The 25,553-nt window shown below is 65.9% G+C and carries 28 protein-coding genes and 1 riboswitch; of the genes, 6 read left to right on the top strand and 22 right to left on the bottom strand.

Translation table 11 applies throughout. The annotated features are described in order from the left end of the window. Position 1: 1 nt before the first annotated feature. Together V6M50_RS17370 and V6M50_RS17365 are read right to left on the bottom strand one after the other, a co-directional pair. Positions 2-595 (bottom strand): Csu type fimbrial protein, encoded by a 594-nt coding sequence (locus tag V6M50_RS17370; protein WP_332819839.1) that lies wholly within the window; start codon positions 593-595, stop codon positions 2-4. A gap of 7 nt (positions 596-602) precedes the next feature. After that, complete coding sequence (locus tag V6M50_RS17365; RefSeq protein ID WP_332819838.1) at positions 603-1,145, bottom strand: Csu type fimbrial protein; 543 nt, start codon at positions 1,143-1,145, stop codon at positions 603-605. A gap of 235 nt (positions 1,146-1,380) precedes the next feature. Between V6M50_RS17365 and V6M50_RS20365 the strand changes: the two genes are divergently transcribed. From V6M50_RS20365 to V6M50_RS20350, 4 genes are read left to right on the top strand one after another with little or no spacing between them, the layout of a single operon-like run. Continuing rightward, positions 1,381-1,686: a hypothetical protein gene (locus tag V6M50_RS20365; protein WP_443030536.1), complete on the top strand. Its 306-nt coding sequence runs from the start codon at positions 1,381-1,383 to the stop codon at positions 1,684-1,686. Then, entirely contained in the window at positions 1,665-1,859 is a 195-nt protein-coding gene (locus tag V6M50_RS20360; RefSeq protein WP_443030535.1) for an ATPase, T2SS/T4P/T4SS family, read from the top strand. The genes V6M50_RS20365 and V6M50_RS20360 overlap by 22 nt, the downstream gene beginning before the upstream one ends. A gap of 12 nt (positions 1,860-1,871) precedes the next feature. Then, positions 1,872-2,180 carry a hypothetical protein gene (locus tag V6M50_RS20355; protein WP_443030539.1) on the top strand — a complete coding sequence of 103 codons (309 nt, stop codon included), beginning with the start codon at positions 1,872-1,874 and terminating at the stop codon, positions 2,178-2,180. Further along, complete coding sequence (locus V6M50_RS20350; protein WP_443030538.1) at positions 2,143-2,319, top strand: tyrosine-type recombinase/integrase; 177 nt, start codon at positions 2,143-2,145, stop codon at positions 2,317-2,319. Before V6M50_RS20355 ends, V6M50_RS20350 begins: the two co-directional genes overlap by 38 nt. Positions 2,320-2,353: 34 nt before the next feature. Here the strand turns inward: V6M50_RS20350 and V6M50_RS17355 are convergent, their stop codons facing one another. The 15 genes from V6M50_RS17355 to V6M50_RS17285 all read right to left on the bottom strand — a co-directional run bounded on the left by V6M50_RS17355 (position 2,354) and on the right by V6M50_RS17285 (position 19,499). Continuing rightward, positions 2,354-3,904, bottom strand: a complete 1,551-nt coding sequence (locus tag V6M50_RS17355) for an ArnT family glycosyltransferase (protein ID WP_332819837.1) — start codon at positions 3,902-3,904, stop codon at positions 2,354-2,356. Continuing rightward, on the bottom strand, positions 3,901-4,299 hold the full coding sequence (locus V6M50_RS17350) for a GtrA family protein (protein WP_332819836.1): 399 nt from the start codon (positions 4,297-4,299) through the stop codon (positions 3,901-3,903). Before V6M50_RS17350 ends, V6M50_RS17355 begins: the two co-directional genes overlap by 4 nt. After that, the gene (locus V6M50_RS17345; protein ID WP_332819835.1) at positions 4,299-5,342 is read right to left on the bottom strand and encodes a glycosyltransferase family 2 protein; all 1,044 of its coding nucleotides are present in this window, start codon (positions 5,340-5,342) and stop codon (positions 4,299-4,301) included. The genes V6M50_RS17350 and V6M50_RS17345 overlap by 1 nt, the downstream gene beginning before the upstream one ends. A gap of 179 nt (positions 5,343-5,521) precedes the next feature. Then, complete coding sequence (locus tag V6M50_RS17340; RefSeq protein ID WP_332819834.1) at positions 5,522-9,307, bottom strand: hypothetical protein; 3,786 nt, start codon at positions 9,305-9,307, stop codon at positions 5,522-5,524. Positions 9,308-9,584: 277 nt separating this feature from the next. After that, positions 9,585-10,106, bottom strand: coding sequence for a bifunctional adenosylcobinamide kinase/adenosylcobinamide-phosphate guanylyltransferase (gene cobU, locus V6M50_RS17335; RefSeq protein ID WP_332819833.1), 522 nt, complete (start codon positions 10,104-10,106; stop codon positions 9,585-9,587). Next, on the bottom strand, positions 10,103-11,560 hold the full coding sequence (locus tag V6M50_RS17330; protein ID WP_332819832.1) for a cobyric acid synthase: 1,458 nt from the start codon (positions 11,558-11,560) through the stop codon (positions 10,103-10,105). The genes cobU and V6M50_RS17330 overlap by 4 nt, the downstream gene beginning before the upstream one ends. Then, the gene (gene cbiB / locus V6M50_RS17325; protein WP_332819831.1) at positions 11,548-12,483 is read right to left on the bottom strand and encodes an adenosylcobinamide-phosphate synthase CbiB; all 936 of its coding nucleotides are present in this window, start codon (positions 12,481-12,483) and stop codon (positions 11,548-11,550) included. Before cbiB ends, V6M50_RS17330 begins: the two co-directional genes overlap by 13 nt. Then, positions 12,476-13,462, bottom strand: coding sequence for an aminotransferase class I/II-fold pyridoxal phosphate-dependent enzyme (locus tag V6M50_RS17320; RefSeq protein ID WP_332819830.1), 987 nt, complete (start codon positions 13,460-13,462; stop codon positions 12,476-12,478). The genes cbiB and V6M50_RS17320 overlap by 8 nt, the downstream gene beginning before the upstream one ends. Next, the gene (locus V6M50_RS17315) at positions 13,459-14,178 is read right to left on the bottom strand and encodes an adenosylcobinamide-GDP ribazoletransferase (protein ID WP_332819829.1); all 720 of its coding nucleotides are present in this window, start codon (positions 14,176-14,178) and stop codon (positions 13,459-13,461) included. Before V6M50_RS17315 ends, V6M50_RS17320 begins: the two co-directional genes overlap by 4 nt. Beyond that, a complete protein-coding gene (locus V6M50_RS17310; protein WP_332819828.1) occupies positions 14,175-14,744 on the bottom strand; it encodes a histidine phosphatase family protein in 570 nt (189 codons plus the stop codon). Before V6M50_RS17310 ends, V6M50_RS17315 begins: the two co-directional genes overlap by 4 nt. Continuing rightward, positions 14,741-15,757, bottom strand: a complete 1,017-nt coding sequence (gene cobT / locus V6M50_RS17305) for a nicotinate-nucleotide--dimethylbenzimidazole phosphoribosyltransferase (protein ID WP_332819827.1) — start codon at positions 15,755-15,757, stop codon at positions 14,741-14,743. The genes V6M50_RS17310 and cobT overlap by 4 nt, the downstream gene beginning before the upstream one ends. Continuing rightward, positions 15,754-16,161 carry a DUF1636 domain-containing protein gene (locus V6M50_RS17300; protein WP_332819826.1) on the bottom strand — a complete coding sequence of 136 codons (408 nt, stop codon included), beginning with the start codon at positions 16,159-16,161 and terminating at the stop codon, positions 15,754-15,756. Before V6M50_RS17300 ends, cobT begins: the two co-directional genes overlap by 4 nt. Next, a complete protein-coding gene (locus tag V6M50_RS17295) occupies positions 16,161-16,703 on the bottom strand; it encodes a hypothetical protein (RefSeq protein ID WP_332819825.1) in 543 nt (180 codons plus the stop codon). The genes V6M50_RS17300 and V6M50_RS17295 overlap by 1 nt, the downstream gene beginning before the upstream one ends. Continuing rightward, positions 16,703-18,661: a TonB-dependent receptor plug domain-containing protein gene (locus V6M50_RS17290; RefSeq protein WP_332819853.1), complete on the bottom strand. Its 1,959-nt coding sequence runs from the start codon at positions 18,659-18,661 to the stop codon at positions 16,703-16,705. Before V6M50_RS17290 ends, V6M50_RS17295 begins: the two co-directional genes overlap by 1 nt. A gap of 141 nt (positions 18,662-18,802) precedes the next feature. Beyond that, positions 18,803-18,987, bottom strand: a riboswitch (cobalamin riboswitch). 53 nt (positions 18,988-19,040) lie between these two features. Beyond that, a complete protein-coding gene (locus tag V6M50_RS17285) occupies positions 19,041-19,499 on the bottom strand; it encodes a MarR family winged helix-turn-helix transcriptional regulator (protein WP_332819824.1) in 459 nt (152 codons plus the stop codon). A 139-nt stretch (positions 19,500-19,638) separates the two neighbouring features. Here V6M50_RS17285 and V6M50_RS17280 point away from each other — a divergent pair, with 139 nt between their 5' ends. Beyond that, complete coding sequence (locus V6M50_RS17280; protein ID WP_443030534.1) at positions 19,639-20,061, top strand: organic hydroperoxide resistance protein; 423 nt, start codon at positions 19,639-19,641, stop codon at positions 20,059-20,061. Positions 20,062-20,118: 57 nt separating this feature from the next. On the opposite strand, the gene V6M50_RS17275 is transcribed toward V6M50_RS17280, so the two are convergent. The 4 genes from V6M50_RS17275 to V6M50_RS17260 form a co-directional block, all read right to left on the bottom strand. Next, positions 20,119-21,579 carry a S41 family peptidase gene (locus V6M50_RS17275; RefSeq protein WP_332819822.1) on the bottom strand — a complete coding sequence of 487 codons (1,461 nt, stop codon included), beginning with the start codon at positions 21,577-21,579 and terminating at the stop codon, positions 20,119-20,121. A 65-nt stretch (positions 21,580-21,644) separates the two neighbouring features. Next, complete coding sequence (locus V6M50_RS17270; protein WP_332819821.1) at positions 21,645-22,373, bottom strand: RlmE family RNA methyltransferase; 729 nt, start codon at positions 22,371-22,373, stop codon at positions 21,645-21,647. After that, entirely contained in the window at positions 22,370-23,461 is a 1,092-nt protein-coding gene (locus V6M50_RS17265) for a Ppx/GppA phosphatase family protein (protein WP_332819820.1), read from the bottom strand. The genes V6M50_RS17270 and V6M50_RS17265 overlap by 4 nt, the downstream gene beginning before the upstream one ends. A gap of 190 nt (positions 23,462-23,651) precedes the next feature. Continuing rightward, positions 23,652-24,059, bottom strand: coding sequence for a glycine zipper 2TM domain-containing protein (locus tag V6M50_RS17260; RefSeq protein WP_332819819.1), 408 nt, complete (start codon positions 24,057-24,059; stop codon positions 23,652-23,654). A gap of 161 nt (positions 24,060-24,220) precedes the next feature. Between V6M50_RS17260 and V6M50_RS17255 the strand changes: the two genes are divergently transcribed. Beyond that, positions 24,221-25,222: an esterase-like activity of phytase family protein gene (locus V6M50_RS17255; RefSeq protein ID WP_332819818.1), complete on the top strand. Its 1,002-nt coding sequence runs from the start codon at positions 24,221-24,223 to the stop codon at positions 25,220-25,222. A 36-nt stretch (positions 25,223-25,258) separates the two neighbouring features. Here V6M50_RS17255 and rpmB read toward each other — a convergent pair whose 3' ends face one another. After that, on the bottom strand, positions 25,259-25,552 hold the full coding sequence (gene rpmB / locus V6M50_RS17250) for a 50S ribosomal protein L28 (protein WP_332819817.1): 294 nt from the start codon (positions 25,550-25,552) through the stop codon (positions 25,259-25,261). Position 25,553 lies beyond the last annotated feature (1 nt).

Below are 25,553 nucleotides of genomic sequence, written 5' to 3'. Positions count from 1 at the left end.
CTCACCAGGCCAACGTGACCGTCAGCGTGTCGCTGTAGACGCCCGGCGGCAGCGCGCCCGGCAGCGTTAATGTGGCAAAAAGTGGAAGCCGGACGTCGTCGCTATTGGCGGGCGTGATTGAAACCGAGGTACTGCCGCCGATCGTAATCGGCAGCGTGCACCCGGCATCACTGCAGACCGCATAGGCGATGCGCGCACCGCTATCCGATCCGAGTTGAAGATGCCGCGCGCCAGCGGCGGCGTGATCGCCGCCGTCCACGCTCATCGCGAGCGCGATGCCGGGCGTACAACGGAGGCGGATTATTTGATTGCTTGCGGACGATGCGCTGTGCGTCGCGATCGAGAAGGTTGAATCGGTTCCGAAATCGAGCGTTCCGATATTGCCGGCATGGCCGCTGTCCCCAAGGCCGTCCACGAGACACCCCGAGGTGACAGTCGCTGAGACATCGAATTCCGCCGTCGTTTCGGCGTGGACCGGAGAAAAAAGGCCGCCCCCGCTCGCGACCACAGCGAGGAGGGCGGCCAGCGCCCGGCGCGCAGGTTCCAGAGTGCCCGCCATGTGTAGGGCCATGACGGTGCGCCGGGCGAAGGACATGATAAACCTAGAGTTCCAACAAGACGGTGACGACATCGCCGTAGGTGCCCGGCACGAGTGCGGCTTCACCAAAGGCGCGGCCATAGACATTGACGGTCTGCGCCGCGCCGCTGGACGAAAGGGTGACGTCGCCGCCGATCGGAATAATCGTCGTCCGCCCAGCGTCCGAATAAAGATTGTAGGTGACGAACTGGCCCGCCGTGCTGCCATGCGCCATGGCGCGCAGGCCCGAACCCGCGCCTTCGCCGTCATTCTCGCCCGCGTCGAACGACAGCACGGGCGTGATGCCGGGGCTGCATTGGATGGTGAAGGCACTGCCGCCACTCAGAACTTCACCGTCTGCTTCGGTGAATAGCGTGTTTTGCGTTCCGAAATCGAGACTGCCGAAATCGGCACCGGCAGCGCCGTCGGAAAAATTCTGGCCGTTGATGATGCAACCCGCCTCGAGCGTAATCGTCGCATCGACGGTGCCGGTGATGTCCGCATAGGCAGGGGTCGCCGTCGAAAACGCGACGCCAATCCCGAGGGCTGGAAAGAGGATGTTGCGCATAGCTTATCTCTACCTCGTTGGAGTTGTCGGCCATTGGCGCGCGGGTGCCGCTGGTCTCACCTCAGAAATAGGCAAGACGCCTTAACCATAAGCTGCGCACGCGCTGCAAATTGGGCCATATTGGAGTAAATGACGAAGCGACCGCGGCGGGGCGATGGGATGCGCGGAGTCGTGGAAAATGCGGGAGTTGAGCCGCCGATTTCGGCGCCATCGTTGGAGAAAAACAAGGTCCAATTTGGAGGAAAACGCGGCCATAAAGCGTCAACGACGCCATCTTGTCGCGCGCCTTGACGTCACTCAAATCAATCTGGCTTTGCAAGGCTATGGTCGATGGCCGTCGTCGAGCGGAAGAATCCTGGTTTCCGGTGGCACGTCATTGGGCAAGGCCACGCTCGCCAATGCGCTGCTCGCCGGGATGTCGCATCTCGACGAGCGGGTGATCCTGATCGAGGGCACGCGCGAGCTTCAATACGCCGCGCCCGAAGTGGTGGCGCTGCGCACGCGATCCGGCACGCGACGATGGCCGGCAGCGTCACCATAGCCAATTTGGTCCGCCCGACGCTGCGCCTTCGCCCCGATCGCGACATCGTCGGCGAAGTGCGGGGGTGCGAAGCCCTCGACATGCTCAAGGCCTGGAATACCGGGCATCCGGGGGCATCGCCACGGTTCATGCGAACAGCGCCGTATCCGCGCTCTACCGGATCGAGCAGTTGATCCAGGAAGCCAATGGTCACCGTGCCGCAGCGGCTGATCGCCGAAGCGATCGACGTCATCGTCGCCATCGCCGGGCGCGACCAGATCGACCGGAGCTTGATCGGCGGACTTGCGACCCGCCGCATCCAGGGCTCAGATCGCACCAAGAATATCTATGTGGCGCTCATCCGCGCCATTTTCCGAAGGGCGATGCGCGAATGGGAGTGGATCTACACGGTTCCGGCATTCAAGACCCACAGCAAGGGCGGAAAGGTTCGGGTTCAGCGATTTCCGCTGGCACGATCTGCGACATACTTGGGCGAGTTGGCTCCGGCAGAATGATGAACCCACTTGGGTGCTTCAGGATCTGGGCGGTTGGAAGTCCGAATCGATGGTGCGCCGTTATGCGCATATGTCGGTGAAGCATCCCGGTCTCTGGGCGGTGTCCGCTTCGATGATTTTGCGCCCGAAAGCGGAATGACCGCAATCGGCCAAACTCCGCTTGGAAAAAGCGTCTATCGAGATTGGTGCTGTACCGGCTGCACAGGGCTCGCTGTCGTTCGATAAAGAAAGCTGGGCTCGTTGGGGTGGCGAAGTTTGTGCCAGATAGGAGATGGCAGAAACTGGTGGGCTCCGGACGATTCCAGGGCGCGCGCGAGGTAGCTTGGTTCGGGATCCAATCGCTCGATCAATACCCAGTTCTGCCGGGGCTGGTACATCGGGGCAATCGAAGCCGTCATCTTGGCGTTCGGTTTTGCTGAGCGAACCGGATTATAGTAATATAGCATCGCATCCGACGGTGGTGCGGATACGACGCGCGTCGTAGCACCGGCCCAGCGCAGCGGAAGATCCGCTCGGTACCGCGTCATTGGATCGGTTGCGATCGTCACGCCCGGTCGGCTCATCAACGCTTCGACCAGCCTTTCTTCGCCGAAGACGGGGTCGCGGTTCTCGACATAGATACCGGCCAGATTCGTGCCGACCAGCAAAATCAGGCCGCCAAGGCCGACGAGACGCCTTGTTCCGGGGCCTTCCTTGACCAGCCATCCCAGCGCGATTCCGGTCAGCAGGCAGGCCATCGTCGACGTGATCATGAAATAGCGGGGATTGAGCGGAAGCAGCTTTTGAGCAGCCCCTACGCAAAGAAACCAGCAAAGGCCGAACAGGGCGATCAAGCGTGCAAAATGACGCAATCGCGGTGGGATCGATTTGGAGAAGCACAGCCAGACTCCCAGCGGGATAGCCATGAACATCAGGAGCATGAACTCCTGGTTGATCAGCAGGACCAGCAGGGGATCGATCAGCGGACTGACGATCACATTGCCGGCAAGGTCGATCGAGCGGTTAATCGTCGAATCATGGTGGAGTGCGATGTTGAAGCGGTAAAGGGGGTCACCGGTCATGATACCGAGATAGGCGAGTTCGAGCAGCCAAACGGCGAAGAAGCCCGCCGCCATCCATAGATATTGCCAGCGATTGAAGCGATGGCCCGCCAGGAACAGCAATCCGAAATAGAGCGCGACAAAGATGGCCGTTTCACGTGTCAGGAAAGCAATGCCGACAAGCGCACCCGCGCCCAGCAGTCGCCATTTGTCCGCCCCTTCCTCCAGGCAGCGAAAGCAGAGCAGCCATGCGCCGAAGACCAGTGCCATTTCGATCACATCGACATTGGCGATCGACGACTGGACCACGATCAGCGGATTGGTGACGCAGGCGAGCAGGGCAAAAAACGCGGGTAGCGGACCCGCCACATCGCGCGTTACGCGCCACGCCATGACGAAGAAGAGAAGCAGATAGAGCAGCGAGGGAAGGACCATCGCAAATTCATTTTCGCCGAAGGCCCCGAAGGACAGTGCCATCGGAATGGTGATCGGATAGCGGATCGTACCGTGCCCGCCGACGTAAGGAAAATGCTCCAGCCAGCCATAGGCACCCTTGGCGTATGTCACATCGTCGGAGGCGATGAAACCGACCCAGGAAAGCGTGACCAGCAGAACGAAAAGCCCGAGACCCAGCAAAAGGCCGCGGCGTCCTGCTCCGACGAAGGATTCCAGCCGATCGATCATAAGCGACGATATACCCACAGGCGCGACAACAGAAAGGCCGTGCCGACGATCACGATGTCGACCGCCAGCTTGGCGAGATAGGGGTTTGCACCGAGGTGGTCGATCGCAAACCATAGCAGCAGCGACGACAACAGCAGGTTGAACCCGAGGACGGCGAGGTAGGAAAGCAGCTGGCGCGTCGCCGGGTCGCGCTGGGCCCAGCGAAAGGTCACAGTGCGATGCAGCACGAAGCCGAGCGCGGCGCCGACCACCTTCCCCGCAAGATTGGCGGCGAGGAAGCGCTCTGGCGCGGCGAGCAGGATCGCCGAATAGATCGCGAAATCGGCGGCCAGCACGACCAGCCCGACGGCGACATAGCGCACCGCCTGTGCGACGATCCCGTTGCCGGTTAGCATTATTGCGAAGCCGGGTTCTGGAGCTCGGCCCGGGGCGCGTCGGTCAGCGACAGCGGAGGCTGGATCGGGATGCGCGGCTCGTTTGCCATGTCGAACGACAGGAAATTCAGGAGGAACTGCACGCCGAGAATGATCGGCAGCACCGCGATCATGACCGTGCCGGTGCTGGCGACATGCCCGCTGCTGACCGAGTGATACCATTCGAGCGAGCCATAAACGGAGCCGAAGAGCAGGAACAATGTGCCGAACAACAGTTGCAGCGAGGCGGGGCTGAAGTCGCGGAGGAAATAGGTGTAGAAGATGCGTTTCCCCATCTCGCGCAAATGGGTCCGCAGGAACGGCCACAATTCCTTGCGGATATGGAGGTTGCTTACCTCGTCGCCATAGACGGCTTCCATCGGCACGTCGGCGACGACCGCGCGGGCGTTGCCGAGGTTGATCAGCATGTCGGTTTCGAAGAAATAGCGCTCCGACACATTGGCGAACTCGATATGCTCGAGCGCCGCGGCATGGATCGCGGTATAGCCGTTGGTCGGATCGAACACGCCCCAATAGCCGCTCGATAGCTTGGTCATGAACGACAGCCCGGCGTTGCCATAGAGCCGCGCGCGGGGCATCCGCCGGACATTCCACAGGCTGTGGAAGCGATTGCCCTTTGCATAATCGGCCTGCCGCGCCAGCACCGGCCGTGCGATACGTGGAATTAGCGCGGGATCCATTTGCCCGTCGCCGTCGACCTTGACCACGATATCGGCGCCCGCTTCGAGCGCCGCGCGGTAGCCGGTGATCATCGCGCCACCCACGCCACGATTTTGTTCGTGGCGAATCACCCGGACACGCGGGTCGCCGCAATTCTTCTCGACAAACGCGCCCGAGGCATCGGGGCATGCATCGTCGACGACGAAGATCATCGCGACTTCGGGACCGATCCGCGCGATCACGTCGAGGACATGCGCCGTCACCCGATAGCTCGGAATGACCACGGCGAGCGACTGGTCGAGGCACGAAGACCCGGGAAGCTGGCTATGTTTCGGTTGCCACATGGAATCGCCCTTAGTCCGAAAACGTAAAATATGTTCTTCCTTCAAGCGATTACTGGCGCCAAGTCCAAATCGCCGGCGACTTCATAAAAATGGGGCGGAACACCAAGGATGTTCCGCCCCGGGACTTGCAATCTAGCCGCGCCGGATCAGGCCGGCCCGGCGATCAGGCCGCTCTCGCGTCAGGAAAGCGCCGGATTGTGCACCACCTGCAGATAGCGGAACCAGCTTGTCCCCGCGCCATTCGGGCCGAGCAGATTCTGCTGGGTGATCTTCTGGCTCCGCCAGCTTGCAGCCGTGGTTGCCGACTGGTCGAGGTCGGTTCCCGATTGGCCGAGCTGGTTTTTGAGGATCGACGGTCCGGCGATCAGCTGATCCATCGCCTGTCCGTCACGGGTGCCGACACTCCCGCCTTCCTTGAACACATCCCACGAGGCGTTGGTGCCGTTGGCCGCCGCAAGGTTGGCATAGCCCTGCGGAAGGCTGGCGATGTTGCCGCCAGCCGCGATCAGGCTGGCACGACTCCATATCCTCAGCAGATAGGGCGTCCCCGTGCCGCAGTCGGTATTGGCCGCAACATTGATCCGGCCGACGATGCGCTGACGGTGCTTGGCGATCAGCCAGTCGATCACCGCGCCCGCAGTCGCCGACCGCGCCCGAACGGCGGCGTTGAAGCCGATCCGCTCGGCGATCCCCAGCGCCGTCAGCCAATATCCGATGTAGAAATCGTGCTGAGCGATATCGCCGTCGTGCAGACCGCACACACCGAAACGGTGGGTGGCGGCATAGATCGCCCGCGCATCATCGACGCTGCCCCCGACCACCACGTTGGTCGGCGGATTGTCGAACCCCGGGTTCGAAGTTTTGTGCGCCGCGCTGAACGCTTCGAAATCCTGAACGACGAAGGTCAGTATTTCGTCGCGTGAGTAGAGGCGGTCGGAATTGCGCGACGCGGTTTTCCAGATCAGCGCCGAATGCAGGAACTGCCACGCCGCCCCACGCTCGGCGAATAGGTTCGGATCGCCGAACGGGCTCGAGAGGATCCAGTTCTCGTAGAGCCTCGCCTGGTCGCTGAGCTTGTGCCCGAGGAAGGCAAATTCGGGCGATTTCCACAGCAGCGACCCCCAGTGCGGGAACTGGTGGGCGTGCGGCAGGTCGATCTCGTTGGTCCCGAAATAGGGCTTGTCCGCCGCGACACCGCCATAGGGCACTTTCGCCGACCAGGGATCATAGCTGTCTGCCATGTCGTACTGGCGGCCGCCCTGGACGTAATAGGACTTGTTTGCGGGGCGTGAACCCGATCCATAGCCATAATAATGGCCGCGCATCCCGATATCGCGGGTGGCGTTCGGGCCCTTGAACAGCGGCACGTTGCGCCCACCCTCAAAACAGTGGAACGGATCGCTGGCATAGGCCGTCAGATAGTCGATCGCGATCTGCGCGCGCGCCGTGCCGTCGTGCGGACGCAGCGATGCGACGTCGTAGATATAGGCCGCAACCGGTTCGGCGATCGCGCAGCGATCGTCGCGTACGCCGCCCGGACCCGTGATCGGCGAGCGGCCGCACTGGTTGAACGGCGTATAGCGCAGCCATGTCGATGCCACCGCCGCGAGCGACGATGCGGTGTAGAGCGAGCCCTTATAGGGATCGTTCGTCACCCCCGCCTGGGGAACGAGCGTCGCATGGTTAGTTGGCTGATAGGGCATGACCCGGGTATTGCCGAAGCCGTTGAACCCGTCCGATCCGAACAAACGGACATCGAAACCGTTGCTCGAAAAATGGGTATGCGACCCATAGGGAACCGAGGCGTCGTAACGCGGCAGATTGGCGTTGATCGCCGCCTGATCATAAGCGGCGGGTGTGCCTGAACGCCAGATCACCCCTGACCGGACGGTGCCGTGCGGATACCATTTGTTCGTTGCGTTGGTGATCGCGGCGCCGTTGCCGTCATAGCTGCCCGAGAAAATCCGCGGGATGTCGGTGCCGTTGAGCGGCCCGCCATCGGGACGCTGCATCGTCGCCAGCACATTGCCCGCCTGATCCTCGATGCGCCATTTGTGCGGCACCATATAGCTGTCCTTGCCGGTCGGATCGCCGAACGGATTGTCGGGCATGACCGCCGCGGTCCAGTCGTAGCCGAACTGGAACTGGGCATAACTGCCCGTCCGGATCGCCTCGCAATAATAGGCGATACCGCCTATCGTCGGCACCGGCCCTTCGGGAAGGCATTCCATCCACGGCGTCTGGTTGGCGCGCAGGAAGCCGTCCTCGAACTGGCAGTTCTGCCGCGACGGGCGCGTCATCACCAGCGCTTGGGGATGATCGACCCGGCTACCGCTGCTCCAGTTTTCGAGCACCGCGCGATAGGCTTGGCCGGCCGCAACGACCACCGGGCCGACGATCACGTCGACCGTGAAGGCCGTACTCCCCGCCGGGGTCACCGCGATCGTCTTCGCGGCCTGCGGCGAGGACACGCCGGTTGCATCGACATGGAGCGCCTCGATCCGCGCTGCCGAGATCGTTCCCGACGTCACCGGCTGGAAGACATAGGATTGCCCCGCCGTCTTGATCTTTACCGACAGGCTGGCGATCTTTTGCGCGACCGAATTGCTCGTGTTGCCCAGCGAGGCGTTGTGCTCGAGTTCGGCGTCGGGCGTGATCCGTGGCTTGAACGCCACTGTCTGGCTGGGACCGAAAGCGGCGCCATTGCGCAGGAAGGTGATCGTGCCGCCGGCGCCGGTCGGACTGTCGTCATAGCGCACGCCGATCTTTTCCTGGGTCGTAGTCGAAAGCCCGCCGATGCTGTCAATCTGGATGCTCTGCGCGTCGCGCTGCATCGTCAGCCGGAGGCGTCCGCTATCCCAGTGGCTGTTCAGCGAAAATTCGCCGGTATCATAGTCGAACAGCGAGACGAGTGGGCTCTGGTTCGCGGGCAGGACGCCCGTGAATTCGAGCTCGATCGCAACCGGCGTCTGGGTTTTTGCCGGATCGGCGTTGGTCGGCAGACTGATCCCGAGTGAACCCGCAGTCAAATAGGTGCCCGCGGGCAACCGCAGATAGGTGCCGTCGAAAGTCGCGCCCGAGCCGACCGTGGACAGCGAATTGGACGTAATCCCGTCGTTGGTCTGGGCGGGCGCGAAAATCGGCCCCGTGCTCGAGAAACCGTAGGCGGAAGCCCGGTCGATGAGCACGGTTGACGCGATACGTTCCTCCACCGCCAGCCCCGAGGGGAGCATCACGGCATAGTTTGCGGCGCTGCCCGAAACCGGGATGTCGAGCGGAAAGCGCGTGCCGGGTTTTCCATAGACGGTGAAGGTGCCGCCCCCGCCGCCGGGTGGATTGGTCTGCGTGCCGAGCGTCAGCTTGATCTCGCGGACCTTTTGGGCCGCACTGTTTGTTATGTTGCCTAGCGACGCATTGCATTCGAGTATCGCGTCGGGCGTGACGCGGGGCTTGAAGGTGAGCGTCTGGCTGGGCCCGAAAGCCGCGCCCCCGCGCAGGAAGGTCACCGTGCCTCCCGCGCCCGACGCATTGTCGACATAGCGCAGCCCGACCCGCTCTTCGGCGGTCGTCGAAAGCCCGGCGATGCTGTCGATCATTGCCGTGGTGCCGTTGCGCTCAAAATTGGCGCGCAGGCGGCCGGTGTCCCAATGTGCATAAAGATCGATCCGGCCGTCGTTATAGTCGAACAGCGACACGAGCGGACACTCATTGGCCGGCAAGATGCCGACATATTCGAGGGTGAGTTCCTCGGGTGTCTGCGTCTTGGCGGGATCGGTGCTCGTGGGCAGGGTAATGCCCGCCGCGCCCGCGGCCAGGTAGGTGCCGGCCGGCAGTCGCAGATAGGTACCGTCGAACGTCGCGCCCGAACCCGAAATGGAGAAATTATGCGTGGTTACGCCGCCGTCGATCTGGACGGGCGAATAGGGGCCGGTCGCGTTTGAGAAAGTGAAAGTTGAAATGGTCATGTTCAGTCCTTCGTTCCGAATCAGCCGGTTAGGGGAGGGTTGCCGATTCGATTTGGAACGTAAGGAGTACATATGTTGTAGGAAAGATAGGAAAAATCCTATTTTGAGCACATGGGAAATGGCGAATTCCCGCTTCGGCGAGAGGGAGCCGCGAGATCGACGTGTTCATGTTGGGGGCGAGGGTTCGAATCCCTTCGCCCGTTCCAGATTTTCCGCGAAATCAGCGGTTTCGATGAGGCCGCGCAAGCGGCCTCTTTTGCGTTCGGGGCGGCCTCGGCTATCCGCGTGTCTTGAGTATGAGCGGAAGTCCCGCCGTAAGCAGCACGACCTCGTCGGCGGCCATCGCGACCGATTGATGGAGCCGCCCCGCCGCGTCGCCGAACCGCCGGGCCAGCGCATTGTCGGGTACGATGCCGAGTCCGACTTCGTTGGACACGAGGATGAGATGGCCTTCGAACCGGCCGATCGCATCGCATAAGTCTTGTCCGGCGCGCGCGATGTCGGCACCCGCGAGAAGCAGGTTCGACAGCCAGAGCGTCAGGCAGTCGACCAGCACCACGGCTTCGCTGGAGCTCAGGACGTCGATGGTCGCGGGCAGGTCGCGCGGGGCTTCGACCGTTCGCCAGCGCGCATCGCGATCGGCCCGGTGCCGTGCGATCCGGTCGCGCATCTCGTCGTCGAAGGCCTCTGCGGTCGCGACGAAGACATGGCTGCCTTCGATCGCTTCGGCGCGGGCCTGCGCGTAGCGGCTTTTGCCCGACCGCGCGCCGCCCAGCACGAAGAGCGACGCCCAGGTCATGCGCCGGCTCCCGCGAGCCGGAGCAGGCCATCGAGATCGACGTGCGCCGACAGCTCGGCAGCAATCTCGTCGAGTGCGGCATCGACGTCGGCGACATAGTCGCGGCCGCTGCCCGCAATATCGATGCGCGCGAGCAGCGCCCGCCGCAGATCGGGCGACGCGAACAGGCCGTGCAGATAGGATCCGATCACATGGCCCTCGCGGCTGACCGCGCCGTCGCGCGCGCCGTCTTCGAGCATCGCGAAGGCCAGCGCGGTGCCGGGGCCGCCGGTTTCGCCCATATGCATTTCATAGCCTTCCATGGCAGCGCCCAGAGCATGGCCGCGGACGCGGCGCAATATCTTGGCGGGCGACAACACCGTCTCGACGTTGAGCAGGCCGAGCCCGTCGACCTCGGCCGGCGATCCTTCGATCCCCAGCGGGTCGGCGATCCGGCGGCCGAGCATCTGGTAACCCCCGCACAGCCCGACAACCAAACCGCCGCGACGGTGATGCGCCTTGATGTCGATGTCCCAGCCCTCGGCGCGCAGCGCCGCGAGGTCGGCGATCGTTGCCTTCGAACCGGGGATGACGATCATCGCCGCCTCGGCGGGGATCGGCCGGCCCGGCGGCACCATCACAAGCTCGATTCCGGGTTCGAGCCCCAGCGGATCGAGGTCGTCGAAATTCGAAATGCGCGGCAGGATCGGGCAGGCGATTAGCTTGCGGCCTTCGCGCGGGTCGGCGGGGCGCTCGAGGATCACCGCATCCTCGCTCGGCAGACGCGCCGCTGCCGACAGCCAGGGAATGACGCCGAATCCCGGCCAGCCCGAGCGCCGCTCGATTTCGCGATAGCCATCCTCGAACAGCGCCGGGTCGCCGCGAAACTTGTTGATCAGGAAGCCGCGGATCATTGCGGCGTCCCCGGGATCGATCACCGCGCGCGTCCCGACGACCGATGCGATGACGCCGCCGCGGTCGATGTCGCCGACCAGCACGACCGGCACATTCGCCGCGCACGCAAAGCCCATATTGGCGATGTCGCCGGCGCGCAGGTTGATTTCGGCGGGGGATCCGGCGCCTTCGACGACGACGATGTCGCTTTTCGCGCGGAGGCGATCATAGCTTTCAAGGACTTCGGTCAGCAACGCGCCGCGCGCTTCGCGGAAATTGCCGCTGCCGAGCGTGCCGCGTACGCGGCCGTGGACGATCAACTGCGAGGTGCGGTCGGCCTGCGGTTTCAGCAGCACCGGGTTCATGTCGCTGTGCGGCTCGGCGCGGCACGCGATCGCCTGCAGCGCCTGCGCGCGCCCGATCTCGCCGCCGTCGATCGTGACCGCGGCGTTGTTCGACATATTCTGCGGCTTGAACGGGCGGACGGTGAGACCGCGATTGGTGAAGGCGCGGCACAGGCCCGCGACGAGCACCGACTTGCCGACGTCGGAGCCGGTGCCCTGCAGCATCAGCGCAGCCATGCCGCGCCTCCCGCGATCAACCACAGCAGCAGGCAAGCGCGCAGATAGAGGGCGAGCGCACGGTCGATGTCATCGCCGCCCGCTTCGCCGGTGCCTTCGCCGATCCAGGGCTTGTCGTGCATAACGCCGTCATAGGCGATCGGCCCCGCGAGCCGAAGCCCCAGCGCGCCCGCCATCGCGGCTTCGGGCCAACCCGCGTTGGGCGAGGCGTGCTTGGCTGCGTCGCGCCACATTATGCGCCACCCGCCGCCCGCGAGACAGAGCAGCAGGCCCGACAGCCGCGCGGGAACCCAATTGGCGAGGTCGTCGAAACGTGCCGCCGCCCAGCCGAAGGCGCGCCAGCGCGCATCGCGGTGACCGATCAGGCTGTCGGCGGTGTTGATCGCCTTATAGGCCCAGACGCCCGGCAGGCCGAGGAGGAGGAGCCAGAACAACGGCGCCGCGACCCCGTCGCAGAAACTTTCGGCGAGACTTTCGATCGCAGCGCGCGCGACTCCCGCCTCGTCGAGGGCCGCGGTGTCGCGGCCGACGATCGCGCCGACCGCGGTGCGTGCACCGGGCAGGTCGCCCGAATCGATCCGGTCGGCGACCGCGCGGACATGGTCGAACAGGCTGCGCTGTGCGAGCGCGGGCCAGGCGAGGATCGCCACGACGATCCAGCCCGAGGCGCCGAACGCGGAGAGAAGCAGCTGTTGAATGATCCAGGCAGGCCCCGCGGCGACCAGCAGCAGGATGAGCAAGGTCAGGACACCAAACCCGCGCCGCGTGGAAACGCTATGCCCGGGCCGGTTCCACCGCGTCTCGCAACCCCCGATGATGCCCGCGAACAGGCCGACGGGATGGCCGATCCGGCGGTAGAGCGCCTGCGGCCAGCCGAATGCGGCGTCGAGTGCGAGCACGGTCAGCGCGATCGGCTCAGCCATCGGCGAGCGCCGTTTCGAGCCGCGCGCGCGCGTCGGCATCGGCGGGCAGGCCGATGCGCAGCCATTGCGGTTGGCCCGCGAAGGGGCGCGTCAGGATCGAATGGCGGGCGAGCCGCTCGAACAGCGCTTGCCCATCGGCCACCTCGATCAGGCGGAAAAGCGGGCAGTCGCCGATCGGTCGATGGCCCTGCCGGACAAGCACGGCATCCAGTGCCGCGACCTCCGTGTGCAGGCGGCGACGCGCGGCGGTGGTCCAGTCGCGGTCGGCATAGGCAGCAGTGCCGATTGCGATTGCGGCCGCCGACACGGGCCATGCGCCAACCCGCTCGCGCAACTTTGCGACGATGGCATGCGGTGCGACGACGAAGCCCAGCCGGACGCCCGCGAGGCCGAAGAATTTGCCGAACGAGCGGAAAACGATCAGCCTTATGTCGTCGCCGACCGACGCGGCGATGCTCGCGCGCGGATCGGCATCGGCAAAGGCTTCGTCGACGAGCAGCCAGCCATCGGCCCCGCGTCCGTCCAGCAGCGCTTGCATTGCACGGCTACCGATCACGCGTCCGTCGGGATTGTTGGGGTTGGCAAGGATCAGCGTGCCGCCGTGCTGCCCAGCCGCGTCGGCGTCGATGGGAGCAGATCCAGCGATCATCTCGCCATGGGTACGATAGGCCGGGGCGACATGATGCGCCGTGCCGCCGATCATTTGGCCGACAAGGCGCAGCCCGATCTCGCTTCCCGGCACCGCGCAGACGTGCCGCGCGTCGACGCCGAAACAGGCTGCGGCAACGGTTTCGAGCCGGGCGAGCGTTTCGGGGTCGGGCAGCCGCCGCCAGTCGATTTCCGCCGCGCCGGCACCGGGCCAGGGGTGCGGGTTGATGCCGGTCGACAGGTCGATCCAGTCGCCCCCATCCTTACTCGCGCCGAAATGGCGCTTTGCGGCTTCGAGCCCGCCGCCGTGCCAGGTCCAGCGGTCGCTCACGCCAGATGCGCCAGCAGCAAAGCGGCGGCGAGCAGCAGGCTTTCGCCGATCTCGATCCCGGCGCCATGGCCGTCGCCCGAAATTCCGCCGATCTTGCGCAGCAGCCACCGGCCCCAAAGCAGGAAGATCAGCGGCGCGGCGAGCAGCGAGGGCGATGCCCACGTCGCCGCGACGAGCAACAGGCTCCAGACGACAAAATCGACCGGCCGCACGGCATGGCGGAAACGCGATCCGAGCCCGGCGTGGAGATCGGGCAGCGCGCGCGACCAGACCAGCGGGCCGATGCGCGCGGCGAAGGGGACAAGCGCGATGGCAATGAAGACCCCGGCATCGATCAGCGCGTGGAGCAGCACCAGCTTGGCGATCAGTTGCAGCGCGATCGTGACGACCGCGAAGCTGCCGGCATGCGGATCGGCGAGGACGGCGAGCAGGCGTTCGCGGTCCTTGTGCGCCGCGCCGCTCGCGTCGGCGATGTCGCCGAGCCCGTCGAGATGCAGCGCGCCCGTCACGGCGACCCAGAGGAGGAGGGCAAGAAATGCCCCCGTCCACGGATCGATCCGCGCGCCGGCCCAGCCGCCCGCCGCGACGATCAGCCCGACGATCAGCCCGACGGCGGGAAACCAGCGCATCGACGCCGCGAACTCGTCGCTCGACACCGAAATGCGCGGGGTCGGCAGGCGCGTCAGAAACTGGATCGCGACGAGGAGCCCCTTCATGGGTACAGCCCCGCGACCTGCGCGCTCGGCGGTTCGCCGGGCCAGACGCGGAGCGAGAGCAGCGCGGCATAGGGCAGATCGAACGCCCAGAGCTGGCGCTGGTCGAAACCGCAAAGCGCGTGCAGCGCCGCGCGCATCGCGCCGCCATGGGTGACGATCAATGTCGGGACGGGTGTCAGATCGGCGATGGCGGCGGACACGCGCGCGACGAGCGTCGACCAGCGTTCGCCGCCGGGCGGCGGGTTTGTATCGGGGTCGGTCCAGAAGCGGCCGAGCGCGCCCGGCTCGACCGCGCCGCTTGCCATGCCGTCCCAATCGCCGAAATCGAGTTCGCGCCAGCGCGGATCGATGATGAGCGGCAAGCCCAGCGCCTCACCGATCGCTTCGCCCGCGTTACGACTGCGGCGGAGGTCGGAGGCGATGAGTTTTTCGATGCCAAGGCCCGCAGTCTGCGCAGCGCAGGCGGCGACGCCGTCCGCGGTCGGCGCGCCATCGGTGCGGCCCATCAGCAACCCCGGCGTTTCGGGCGCGCCGTGGCGCAGCAGATGGAGCGCGAAGTCGTTCACAACGACGCCGAAACCTGCGCTTCGGCGAAGGTCGCCATCTGGTCGTGCGCGGCGAGCGCGCTGCGGATGATGCTCGTCGCGACCGCCGCGCCGCTGCCCTCGCCGAGCCGCATACCGAGCGTCAGCAGCGGGTCGAGGCCGAGCAACGCGAGCAGGCGCTTGTGGCCCGGCTCGGCCGAGCAATGCCCCGCGATGCAATGCGCCGTGATCGCGGGGTTGTCCGCCGCCAGCGGGGCGATCGCCGAGGTGCAGATGAACCCGTCGAGCAGCACCGGCACGCCGAGCTGACGCGCGCGGAGGATCGCGCCGGCAATCGCCGCAATCTCGCGCCCGCCGACACGGCGCAGCGTCTCGAACGCCGAGCGCGGCGCGGCGGCGTGGAACGCGATGGCCTGATCGACAACCTGGACCTTGCGCGCGACGCCATGGCCGTCGATTCCCGTTCCGGGGCCGACCCACTCGGCGGCGTCACCGCCAAAGCTGCGCGCGCAAAGTGCGGCCGCGGCGGTCGAATTGCCGATCCCCATTTCGCCGAGCACGATCAGGTCGAGGTCGGCGTCGATCGCCGCCGCGCCGCGGTTCAGCGCATCGAGGCATTCGGCTTCGGTCATCGCCGCGTCGCCGGTGAAATCCGCGGTCGGCCGGTCGAGATCGAGCGCGACGACGGTCAGTTCGAGCCCCGCCGCGCCCGACAGCGCGTTGATCGCCGCGCCGCCGTTCGCGAAATTCGCGACCATCTGTGCGGTGACGCTGGGCGGAAAGGCGCTGACGCCATGGACGGTGACGCCATGGTTGCCAGCGAAAATGGCGGCGCGCGCGCGGTCGATTTGCGGCCGGGCCCTGCCCTGCCACCCGGCAAAGAAGATCGCGAGCGCCTCAAGCCGCCCGAGCGATCCGGCGGGCTTGGTCAGTTCGGCTTGGCGAACGCGCGCGTCGGCTTCGGCATGTGGGTCCGCCTCGCGGAGGTCGGCGAGCGCGGCCTCGAAGGCCTGAACGGAGGCAAAGCTGGTCATTCGGCGACAAATCCTGGCGGGGGTGTGCGGGTGATGAAATGTCCTTTGACGCCTTCGGGCCAAAGAGAAAAGGGGACGCGGCCATGCTCGCTCGCGGCATGGAGGACCGCATAGTCGAGAATGGCGCGCGCCGATTCGGCATCTCCGCCGAACCGGCCAAGCACATAACCGACCTTGTCGGGCGCGCGCAGGTGGATGGTGCAAAAATCCTGGCACGCGAACAGGCACGGCATTTCCTGCACCGCGATGCCGGCATAGCGCGGGTTTTCGGCCTGGATTTGCTTCAGCGCCTCGACCAGCCGCGCGCCGCCGCGCACGCCTTCGGCGTCGACCTGGGCCTCGCGGCTGTGGCGGCAGGTGTTGCACACCACCACCGCCGGGCCCGGATCGACGCGGGTCAGCATCAGGCGGCTACCGGCTGGAGCGGCGCGGGAACTCCGGCCGCCACGAGCGCGCGATAGAGGGCGTAGAGCCCGATCAGGATCGCGCCGTTGCGCACGAACTGTTCGGCGAGCAGGTCGGGCGCCATCGCGGTATGGAGCCCGCCGAGCACGAGCGCCCAGACGAGGATGATCCCCTTGAACGCGGTGAACCCCGCGGCATAGGCGACGCTCAGCCGCGCCGCGGCCGACCGGTAGTCCAGCACGCGCAGCACAGCATAGCTGGCGAGCGCCGAGCCGACTGCGGCGGTGCCGAGCCCGACGCCCCACGCCAGCGTGCTGCCGTCGCGCGGATAGCCGAGCAGGAAGAATCCGACGAACTGGCTCGCGGCCCATGCGAGCAGCATCAGCACGATGCCATCGCAGCGGCGCATATGCGCCGCCGCGAGCGCCGCGAGCGACGGAAAGGGTGTCGCGCAGCCAAGCGCGAGCGTTGTCACCATGCTCGCCGCGGTGAACAGCGACACCCAGAGCGCCGATACGCTGCGGTCCGACAGCGCGATCATCAGAAGCGCCCCCTTATGCCGGCGTAGATGCTGCGGCCGAGCGAGCCATAGCGGAACGCTGTCATATATTGCTCGTCGAAGATATTTTCGGCGCGTGCGAACAGCTTGACGTCATCCGACAGCGCAAATTCGGCGCGCAGGTCGACGAGCGTATAATCGTCGAGCCGCGTCGCGTTGCTCGCATTGTCGAAACTCTTGCCCGACCAGCGCACTGCGGCGCCGAGTTCGAGCCCGAAATCGAGGCCATAGCTGACCGAAGCATTGGCCGTCTGACGTGGCCGCCGCGGCAACCATTTGCCGAAATTGGCGGTGCCCGGCGAACGGTCTTCGGCGACGATCCAGCTGGTGTTGCCGTCGAGCGTCAGCCCGCCGAGCGTCAGCGCCGCAGCGGCCTCGATGCCATGCGCTTCGCTGCGCGCGACGTTCGAATAATAGCCGAAACGCCGCGTCGCCGGATTGCCGGGAACGAAGCAGAGCGGGTTGGTCGAGGTACCCGAGCAGCTGTTGAAGATGATCTGGTTCGTCGTCGTGCGGTCGAACCAGGTCGCACCGACGACGAGCTTGCGGTCGAACAGATGCTGTTCGATGCCGGCCTCCCAGCCATGGGCTTCCTCGGGATCGAGCGCAACATTCCCATATTCGCTGAACAGCTGATAGAGCGACGGCGCCTTGAACCCCTCGCCATAGCTCGCGCGCAGCACGGTGCCGGTGGAGAGGCGCCAGACGCCGCCCGCGGCGAACAGCGTCTGCCCGCCGTAGCGGTCATGATCGTCGTAACGGACGCCGCCGTTCAGCGTCAGCCCGTCGACCGGTTCGACGCTGAGCTGGCCATAAGCGCTGGTAAGCTCGGCCTTGCCGCGCGCGAAAGCCGGCAATGGCGTTGCGAGCGAAGCCGAGGGCGACCGGCTGCGGAAGGTCGAGCGTTCATTCTCGGCCCCGAAGATCGCCGTGATGCCATCGGTGAGATCGAAGTTGCCCTGATATTCCCAGCGCTTGTTCTTGCCATCGGCCTCGAAGCTCTGCGGCCGGGCGCGGTCGGGGTTGAAATTGTCGCGGTTGGTGTCGGTATGCGCATAGGCGAGACGGTTGCGGAAGCGCCCGCCGGCGAGGTTGAAATTCAGCCCGGCGTAACCAACGAATTCCTTGTTGAGCCCATAATCGTTGCTGTCGATATTGAAGCCGTCGAATTCGACGCGGCCGCTGGAATAGTAGCCGCGCACCTCGGCGCTGACATTGTCGGCGAGCACCAGTTCGGCGCGGCCCGAGACGCTGTGGTTGCGATAGCCGTCGCGTTCGATCCCGCCGAACGCCTTGGCGTGCGACGAAATGCCGTCGGTGGCGAAGCGCTGGCCGCCGATGCGCCAGCTCAAGGGGCCGGTGCGGCCGCCGACCGCGGCGCGCGCGCTGACCGTCTCGCGCGATCCCGCCTCGAGATCGAAGCTGCCTTCGAGCGTCTTCTCGGGCGACGCGGTGACGACGTTGACGACACCGCCGATCGCTTGGCTGCCCCACAGGATCGACTGCGGCCCGCGCAGCACCTCGATGCGATCGATGTCGCCGGCGAGCAGGTTGGCGAAGTTGAAGCCGCCGCCGGTCGACGACGGATCGTTGAGCTTCACCCCGTCGATGACGACGACGCTGTGGTCCGATTCGGCGCCGCGGATGCGGAGCGAGGTCGACGTGCCATAGCCGCCGTTGCGCGAGATGCTGATCCCCGGTGTGCGCAGCAGCAATTCGGTGACGCCGATGTCCTGCGCGCGGTCGACCGCCGCCTTGTCGAGCACGGCGATCGAGGCGGGCACTTCGTCGAGTGTCAGCGGCGCGCGCGTCGCGGTGACGATGATGCTGTCGCCGTCGGCGGCGACGGCGTGCGCGGTCGGGGCTTCTTCGGCGAGGGCGGGGGACGATGCCGCGAGCGCGGCAAGCGAAACGGACAATCGGAAAACGGGATTCAACATGGCAACCTCATCGACGACGCCGCGCGCACGCGGGATCGATGTCCTTGCCTTGTCGGCGCACGACAGCGTCCCCGCGCGAACGCGGCCAAGCTTGTCGTCATGCGGGTTCACCCCCGTCCGCCCGGCACACCCTGTCCGCGCGAAAGACGACGGCGACGGGCAGGTCTCCTGGCTTGCGGGTCAGCGCCGGTCGGCCGCCTTCTCGGGACTAAAAGTCCCAATGGCATGTGGCCGATAGCTCGCCGCGTACAGTTGCAGGGGCAGCCGGGGTTTTCCCGTTCCCTATTAATCCCCGTTGCCGGGGAACCTGTCGCTGCGGCGCCGTTACATCGGTTTCGGTGCAGCGGTCAATCGCGGCGATGCGGGTGGCGTCGCGGCGTCAGCGCTTCAGCATCGCGTCGCGAAGTGCCGAGAGCGCCTGGTTCATCTCGGCGACCTGCCCGGCGGTCAGGCCGCTGGCCTCGAAGACCTGCATGGGAACGCAGGCAAGCGCCCGATCGGTGGCGGTGCGGCCCGCGTCGGTCAGATGGACGCGCACGACCCGTTCATCGCTTTTGTCGCGCGTGCGGGTGACCAGCCCTGCGGCCTCCAGCCGCTTGATCAGCGGGGTCAGCGTGTTCGATTCGAGGAACAGGCGTTCGCCCAGCTCGCCGACGGTACGCCCCTCTTGCGTGCGAAGCGCGATCAGCGCCAGATATTGCGGATAGGTGATGCCGAACGGGTCAAGCAGCGGCTTGTACAGCCGGTTCATCGCCAGCCCCGCGCCATAGAGCGAGAAGCAGAGGAAATCCTCGAGCGGGTCGGGGCCGAGGGCGGGTTTTCGGTCATCGTGGATCATCTCGCCAATATATATCGTGCACGATTTAATCGCAAGCATTGACATCGCACCGCGAATCGCGCATTTAAATCGCACACGATCAAATCGTGATCGATTTAAATCGAGGCGTGTGCCTCGCAGGCCCTGAAAGGAAATGACAATGACGAAGATCCTCTATTCGACCCGCGCCACCGCAACCGGCGGCCGCGACGGCAGCGCGCGCACCGACGATGGGGCTTTCGAAGTGACTCTCGGCACGCCGAAGGAACTCGGCGGCAATGGTCAGGGCAATAATCCCGAGCAGCTGTTCGCGTCGGGCTATGCCGCCTGCTTTATCGGCGCGATGAAATTCGTTGCCTCGCAGGGTGGCCATGCCAAGGTGCCCGCCGATGCGACCGTCAGCGCGACCGTCGGCATCGGCCCGCGCGCCGACAAGGGCTTCGGCCTCGCCGTCGCGCTGGAAATCAGCTTGCCGGGCGTGCCGCGCGCCGAAGCCGAGGCGCTGGTCGCCGAAGCCGACACCGTCTGTCCTTATTCGCACGCGGTACGCGGCAATATCGACGTCAAGCTGAGCGTCGCTTAAAGCCGACGGCAGGCCCAAAAGGCCCGCGCGTCCTCCGTGCGCGGGCCGATGGCGTTCTTAGAACAGGCCCGGCAATTCACGCTGCGCCGCGCTCGGCCGTTCGGGGATCAGCATTTCGGGTTCGACGAGCAGCGGTACATTGCTGCGCTGCGCCGCCGGGCCGACGCTCGCGTCGGCGATGCGCGTCGTGCAGCTGCCGCCGGCGAGGAAATCGATCGCCGCGCGCACCGAAGCCTCGCGTGCGTCGCCCAGCGCGATTGTCAGATCGTCGCCGGCAGCACAGCTGTTCGCGATCTTCGGCGCCAGCCCGTTATAATAATCGCTCTGCCCGGTCGCATTGCCCGTCGCAAAGGCGACCACACGCATGCGGTCGTCGCATTCGGCCTTGTCGAGCGCGATCTGGCCGACGGGCTTGCCGTAGGTATTGCTGCCGACAAGCGTCATGTTGGCGCCGAGATAGGGCAGCATCGAATTGATCACGAGTTCGCTCGCCGAGGCGGTCGACCCGGTGCCGATGAAGGCGATGCGCGTCGGCGCGATCGATTCGGGCTGGGCGGTGAAGAAATGCCGGTCGTTCTCGGCGGCTTTCGACGGCCGGAAATTGGTCTGCGAGAAAAGCTCGCTCGAATTGCGGTCGCGCCCGAGCAGGTCGCCCATCAGTTCGGCGGTCGATACGAGCCCGCCGCCATTATAGCGGAAATCGACGATGACGTCGGTCACGCCCTGATTGCGGAAATTGAGGAAAGCCGTGCGGAGCTGGGGGTTCGCCGACGAGATGAAGGTCCGAAGATTGATATAGCCGTAATTGCGGCCGCCCTCGGTGATGATTTTCGCGCCATAGCGGTCGGAAATCGGATCGAGATCATAATTGGCTTTCGTGACGGTGACGTCGCGCGTCCCGCCCGCATCGCTGATGCGCAGCACGCGCGTGACGCCCGGGTCGCTCGGCCCCAGCGCGTTGGTGATGCCCGCGGTTCCTTCGGCCGCCACGATGCTCGAAATACTGTGCAGGTTTGCGCTGTCCGTGCCGATCGCGACGATCGCCGTACCGCGATCGATCCCCGCGGCAAAGGCCGGCGCACCTTCATAGGCCTCGGCGATGACCACGCGCTGACCCGCCGCATCATAGGTCAACCGGATCCCGAAACCCGCGCTCGATCCGCTGGCAAAGAAGGCATTCTCTTCGGCGATCGAGGTGATGTAGGTGAAGAAGCGGTCCTTGCCGAGCGCGCGCGCCGGCGCGACCAGCGCATCGATATAGGATTGGACGCTGCTGTGGCTTGCCGGATTGACGCCGCTCGCAACATCGCTCGGGAACAGATACCATTCGTCGATCACCGCCTTGGTAAAGGCCTGGCGTGCCGCGAGGCCGCAACCGGCCGTCGGCGTGGGGGTTGGCGTCGGGGTGACGGTGACCGGCCCGCCGCCGCCCGTGCCCGAGCTGCCGCCGCCGCCGCACGATGCCAGCATCAGCGCGGCAAGAGTCACCACAGCGACGGATTGTCTCGGTTTTTTCATCCACTCTTCCCCGGTTCGCGCATCGCTGTGCCGAGCGGCAGCGATGGACGATCAAATCATGTTCGTTATTTCACGCTGGCGGTGTCATTTTCCTGAACAGCCGCCTCGCCGCGCCCCTTGAAACCCTGCGCGATGACATAAAGTTCGGGCGACCCCTTGCGGCTCGCGGGCGGCTTGGCGTGCTTGACCGTCGTGAAGTGACGCTTGAGCAGCGTCAGCAACGTGTGGTCCGCCCCGCCCGCAAACACCTTGGCGACGAAAGCGCCGCCGGGAAGCAAGGTCTGCACTGCGAAATCGGCGGCGGTCTCGGCCAGCCCGATCGTACGCAGATGGTCGGTTTGCTGGTGGCCGACGGTGTTCGCCGCCATGTCCGAAATGACGAGGTCGGGGGCGCTGCCCAGCGCCTCGATCAGCGCGTCCGGCGCCGCATCGTCCATGAAATCCATCTCGAGGATCGCGACGCCCTCGATCGGCTCGCACGCGAGCAGGTCGATCCCCGCGACCTGCGCGCGGGGGTTTGCCTTGCGGACGACCTGCGACCAGCCGCCGGGGGTGATGCCGAGGTCGACGACGGCGCGCGCCTTTTTCAGGAAACCGAATTTCTCGTCGAGTTCGATCAGCTTGTACGCGGCGCGCGAACGATACCCCTCGGCCTGCGCGCGGCGGACATAAGGGTCGTTGAGCTGGCGTTGCAGCCAGCGCGTCGACGACACGCTGCGCTTGCGCGCGGTCTTGACGCGCACATGCAGGCCGCCCCGGCCGCTACCGCCACCCTTGCCGCCGCCACCGCTCATTTGCGATACTCGCGGCGGGTGACGGGGATGTCGCGGCCCTGCATCGCCAGCGTGCGCAGGATGCCCTCGCGGATGCCGCGGTCGGCGACGCCGACGCGTGCGGCGGGCCACAGGTCGATGATGCTTTCAAGGATCGCGCAGCCGGCGACGACCAGATCGGCGCGCTCGCGGCCGATACACGCGATTTCGGCGCGGTCGGCGATGCTTGCGTCGGCGAGGCGGCGGCTGATGTCGCGCATCGCGTCGGCGGGGACGACCAGCCCGTCGACGGCGCGGCGGTCGTAGCGCGGCAGGTCGAGGAAGACGCTGGCGAGCGTGGTCACGGTGCCGCTGGTGCCGAGCAGGCGCAGCTTCTGCCCGGCAAACTGCTCGGCGCGGTCGGCGAAGGCGGAAAAGGCGGACCGCGTCACCTCGCGCATATGCGCATAGGCGGCCTGGCGCCCGGCGAGGCTGTCTTCGGGAAGCGGGGCGTGCTCGGTCAGCGACACGACGCCCCACGGCACGCTGATCCAGTCGTGGATCTTCACGTCATGGTCCGACACATCGACGTGCATGAGCTCGGTCGAGCCGCCGCCGATGTCGAAGATCAGCGCCGGGCCCTCGCCGGGCTCCATCAGATTGTGGCAGCCGAGAACGGCCAGCCGCGCCTCTTCGGCGGCCGAAATAATGTCGAGGACGATGCCCGTTTCGCGCCGGACCCGCTCGGCCAGTTCCTCGCCGTTGGCCGCGCGGCGGCACGCCTCGGTCGCCACCGCGCGCGACAGCGAGACGTGGCGCCGGCGCAGCTTGTCGGCGCAGATCGCCAGCGCCGCGACGGTACGGTCCATCGCCGCGTCGCTGATCCGCCCGCTGCCGTGCAGGCCTTCGCCCAGGCGGACGATGCGCGAAAAGGCGTCGATGACGACCAGCTCGCCATTTTGCGGGCGGGCGATCAAAAGTCTGCAATTGTTGGTGCCAAGGTCGATCGCGGCATAGCTGCGCGGCCGCGTGATCGGCGTGGGGCGCACATCGCCGCCTGCCTTGTTTCGTCCTTTAACCGCCGGGCCTGGCCGCGGCGGTCGCCCTGATGGCGCTGCCATTTGCCGCATGGCTATCGTAACCTGTTCTGCTCACGCGCCCGCAAAACCGCGGGCGTGCACTTGCGGCGAACCTAGGCCTCCCCCGGCATATTGGCAAGCTCCTCCTCCCCGGGGCGCCGCCGCGCAAAGAAAACCCCGCCCGGCGGAGGCCGGGCGGGGCAAAGGAGGGAAGGAAATTATTGGAGGTCGGGACTGCCCCTTAACGGCAGCCGTCATTCCCCTTGTCGATCGCGCGGCCAGCGAGGGCGCCGACGGCGCCGCCGATGATCGTGCCGACCGTACGGTCGCCGCGACCGGCGATTTCATGACCAGCGAGGCCGCCTGCGATCGCGCCGATCACCGTGCCGCCGGTGCCCTTGTCGCACTGGCGATAGTTGCGGCGGTCACCACGATAGCGGCGGTCGCCCCGGTAATCGCGGCGGTTGTCGCGGCGATAGTCGCGGCGGTCATAACGATCGTAACGACGGTCGTCGCGATCATAGCCGCTGTAATAGCTCGAATAGCCGTTGCGGTCGTAATAGCCGTTCTGCGCCGCGGCGGGAGCCGCCATGCCCAGCGTCGCGGCGGACATCAGGGCGGCGATCGAGAGGGTCACCATCTTTTTCATTGTCGTTCTCCTTCGTCGTCGTTGGGCCCGTCTGGGCTTTGTCGATGAAGAGGTTTTGCCCGATTCGCATTGAGCGAAGCCTGAACGCGCTTGTTGGCTCGTGTTCAGCTTTCTGCGGTGAACCGCTTCCCTTTCGCGCGCCGCGGCCCTAACCCGCGCCGATGCGCCGCCTGCTGCCCGCCGCCCTGATTTTCCTTGCCGTCGGTCCGGTGCCGGGCACCGTCATGCGCTTTCCGGAGGCCGACCTGACCGAGCGCGCCGCGACGCGCGCGCTGATTTTTGCGCCGGCGACCAGCGGGACGATGCGCTTCGTTCGCGGCTGGCATCTCGTCAGCCCACACAGCCGCTTCGGGGGGTTTTCGGCGCTCGCCCGGACTGGGCCGGGCCAATTCCAGCTGATCGGCGACAATGGGTATTGGACGCGGCTGACGCTCGATGGCGACGGCGCGGTTGCCGCGATCCGCATCGGGCCACTGCCGACTCCCGACGGACAACCCGCGCGCAAGGCGATGATCGATGCCGAGGCGATGTTCATCGACCCGGCAAGCGGCAAGAGCTGGGTCGCGCTCGAAGGAATCAACCAGATCTGGCGTCTCGACGCCGGTCTTGCCGCGATCGAATCGCGGCGCAAGCTGCCCGGGCCGCGCTGGCCCGCGAATCGCGGGCCCGAGGCGATGGCGCGGCTCGCCGACGGGCGGACGGTCGTCTTTTCCGAGGATGCCGACGACGACCCGCGCGGGCGCGAGGCATTGCTCTATACCGGCGATCCGGCCGCTGCGGGGCCTGCCCCAATTCGGTTTTTCTATGATTCGCGCGGCAAGGGACTGGTCAGCGATGCCGCGGCGCTTCCCGACGGGCGCATCCTGCTCGTGCACCGGCGATTGGGTTTCGACCCCGTCTTCACGACGATCGTCGCGATCGTCGACCCTGCCGACATGGCCAAGGACGCCGTCGTGCGCTCGCTGACCATCGGCCGTGTGCCGCGGCCGCTTGCCGAAAACTACGAGGGCGCGGCGATTTCGGTCGAGCAGGGACGCCTGTATCTCTGGCTCGTCGCCGACGACAATTTCAACAGCTGGCAGCGCAGCCTGCTGCTCCGGTTCGAACTGGTCGGCCTGCCGGCGCGCAAAACGCCGCGCAGCAAAAAGGCGGCGCCGGAGTAGCCGGGCCGCCCTTTGCGATTCGCATTTGAAGGAGGCTTAGGCGGCCTTTTCGGCCAGCTTCTTCGCCACTTCCTTCTTCACCTTGCGCGCGGCCGCCGACAGCTGCTCGTCGCCGGCCTTCAGCAGCCAGTTGTCGAGACCGCCATTATGCTCGACCGTGCGCAGGCCGTGGGTCGACACGCGCATCTTCACGCCCTTGCCGAGCGCGTCCGACAGCAACGTCACATTCTGCAGGTTGGGCAGGAAGGTGCGCTTGGTCTTGTTGTTGGCGTGGCTCACATTGTGGCCAACCTGGCGGCCCTTGCCGGTCAGTTCGCAGATGCGCGACATG

This window comes from Sphingopyxis sp. (assembly GCF_036675685.1).
In the GTDB taxonomy this organism is placed as follows: Bacteria; Pseudomonadota; Alphaproteobacteria; order Sphingomonadales; family Sphingomonadaceae; genus Sphingopyxis.
The sequence above is the reverse complement of the archived record's forward strand: the minus strand, read 5'-3'. Positions and strand labels throughout refer to the sequence as shown.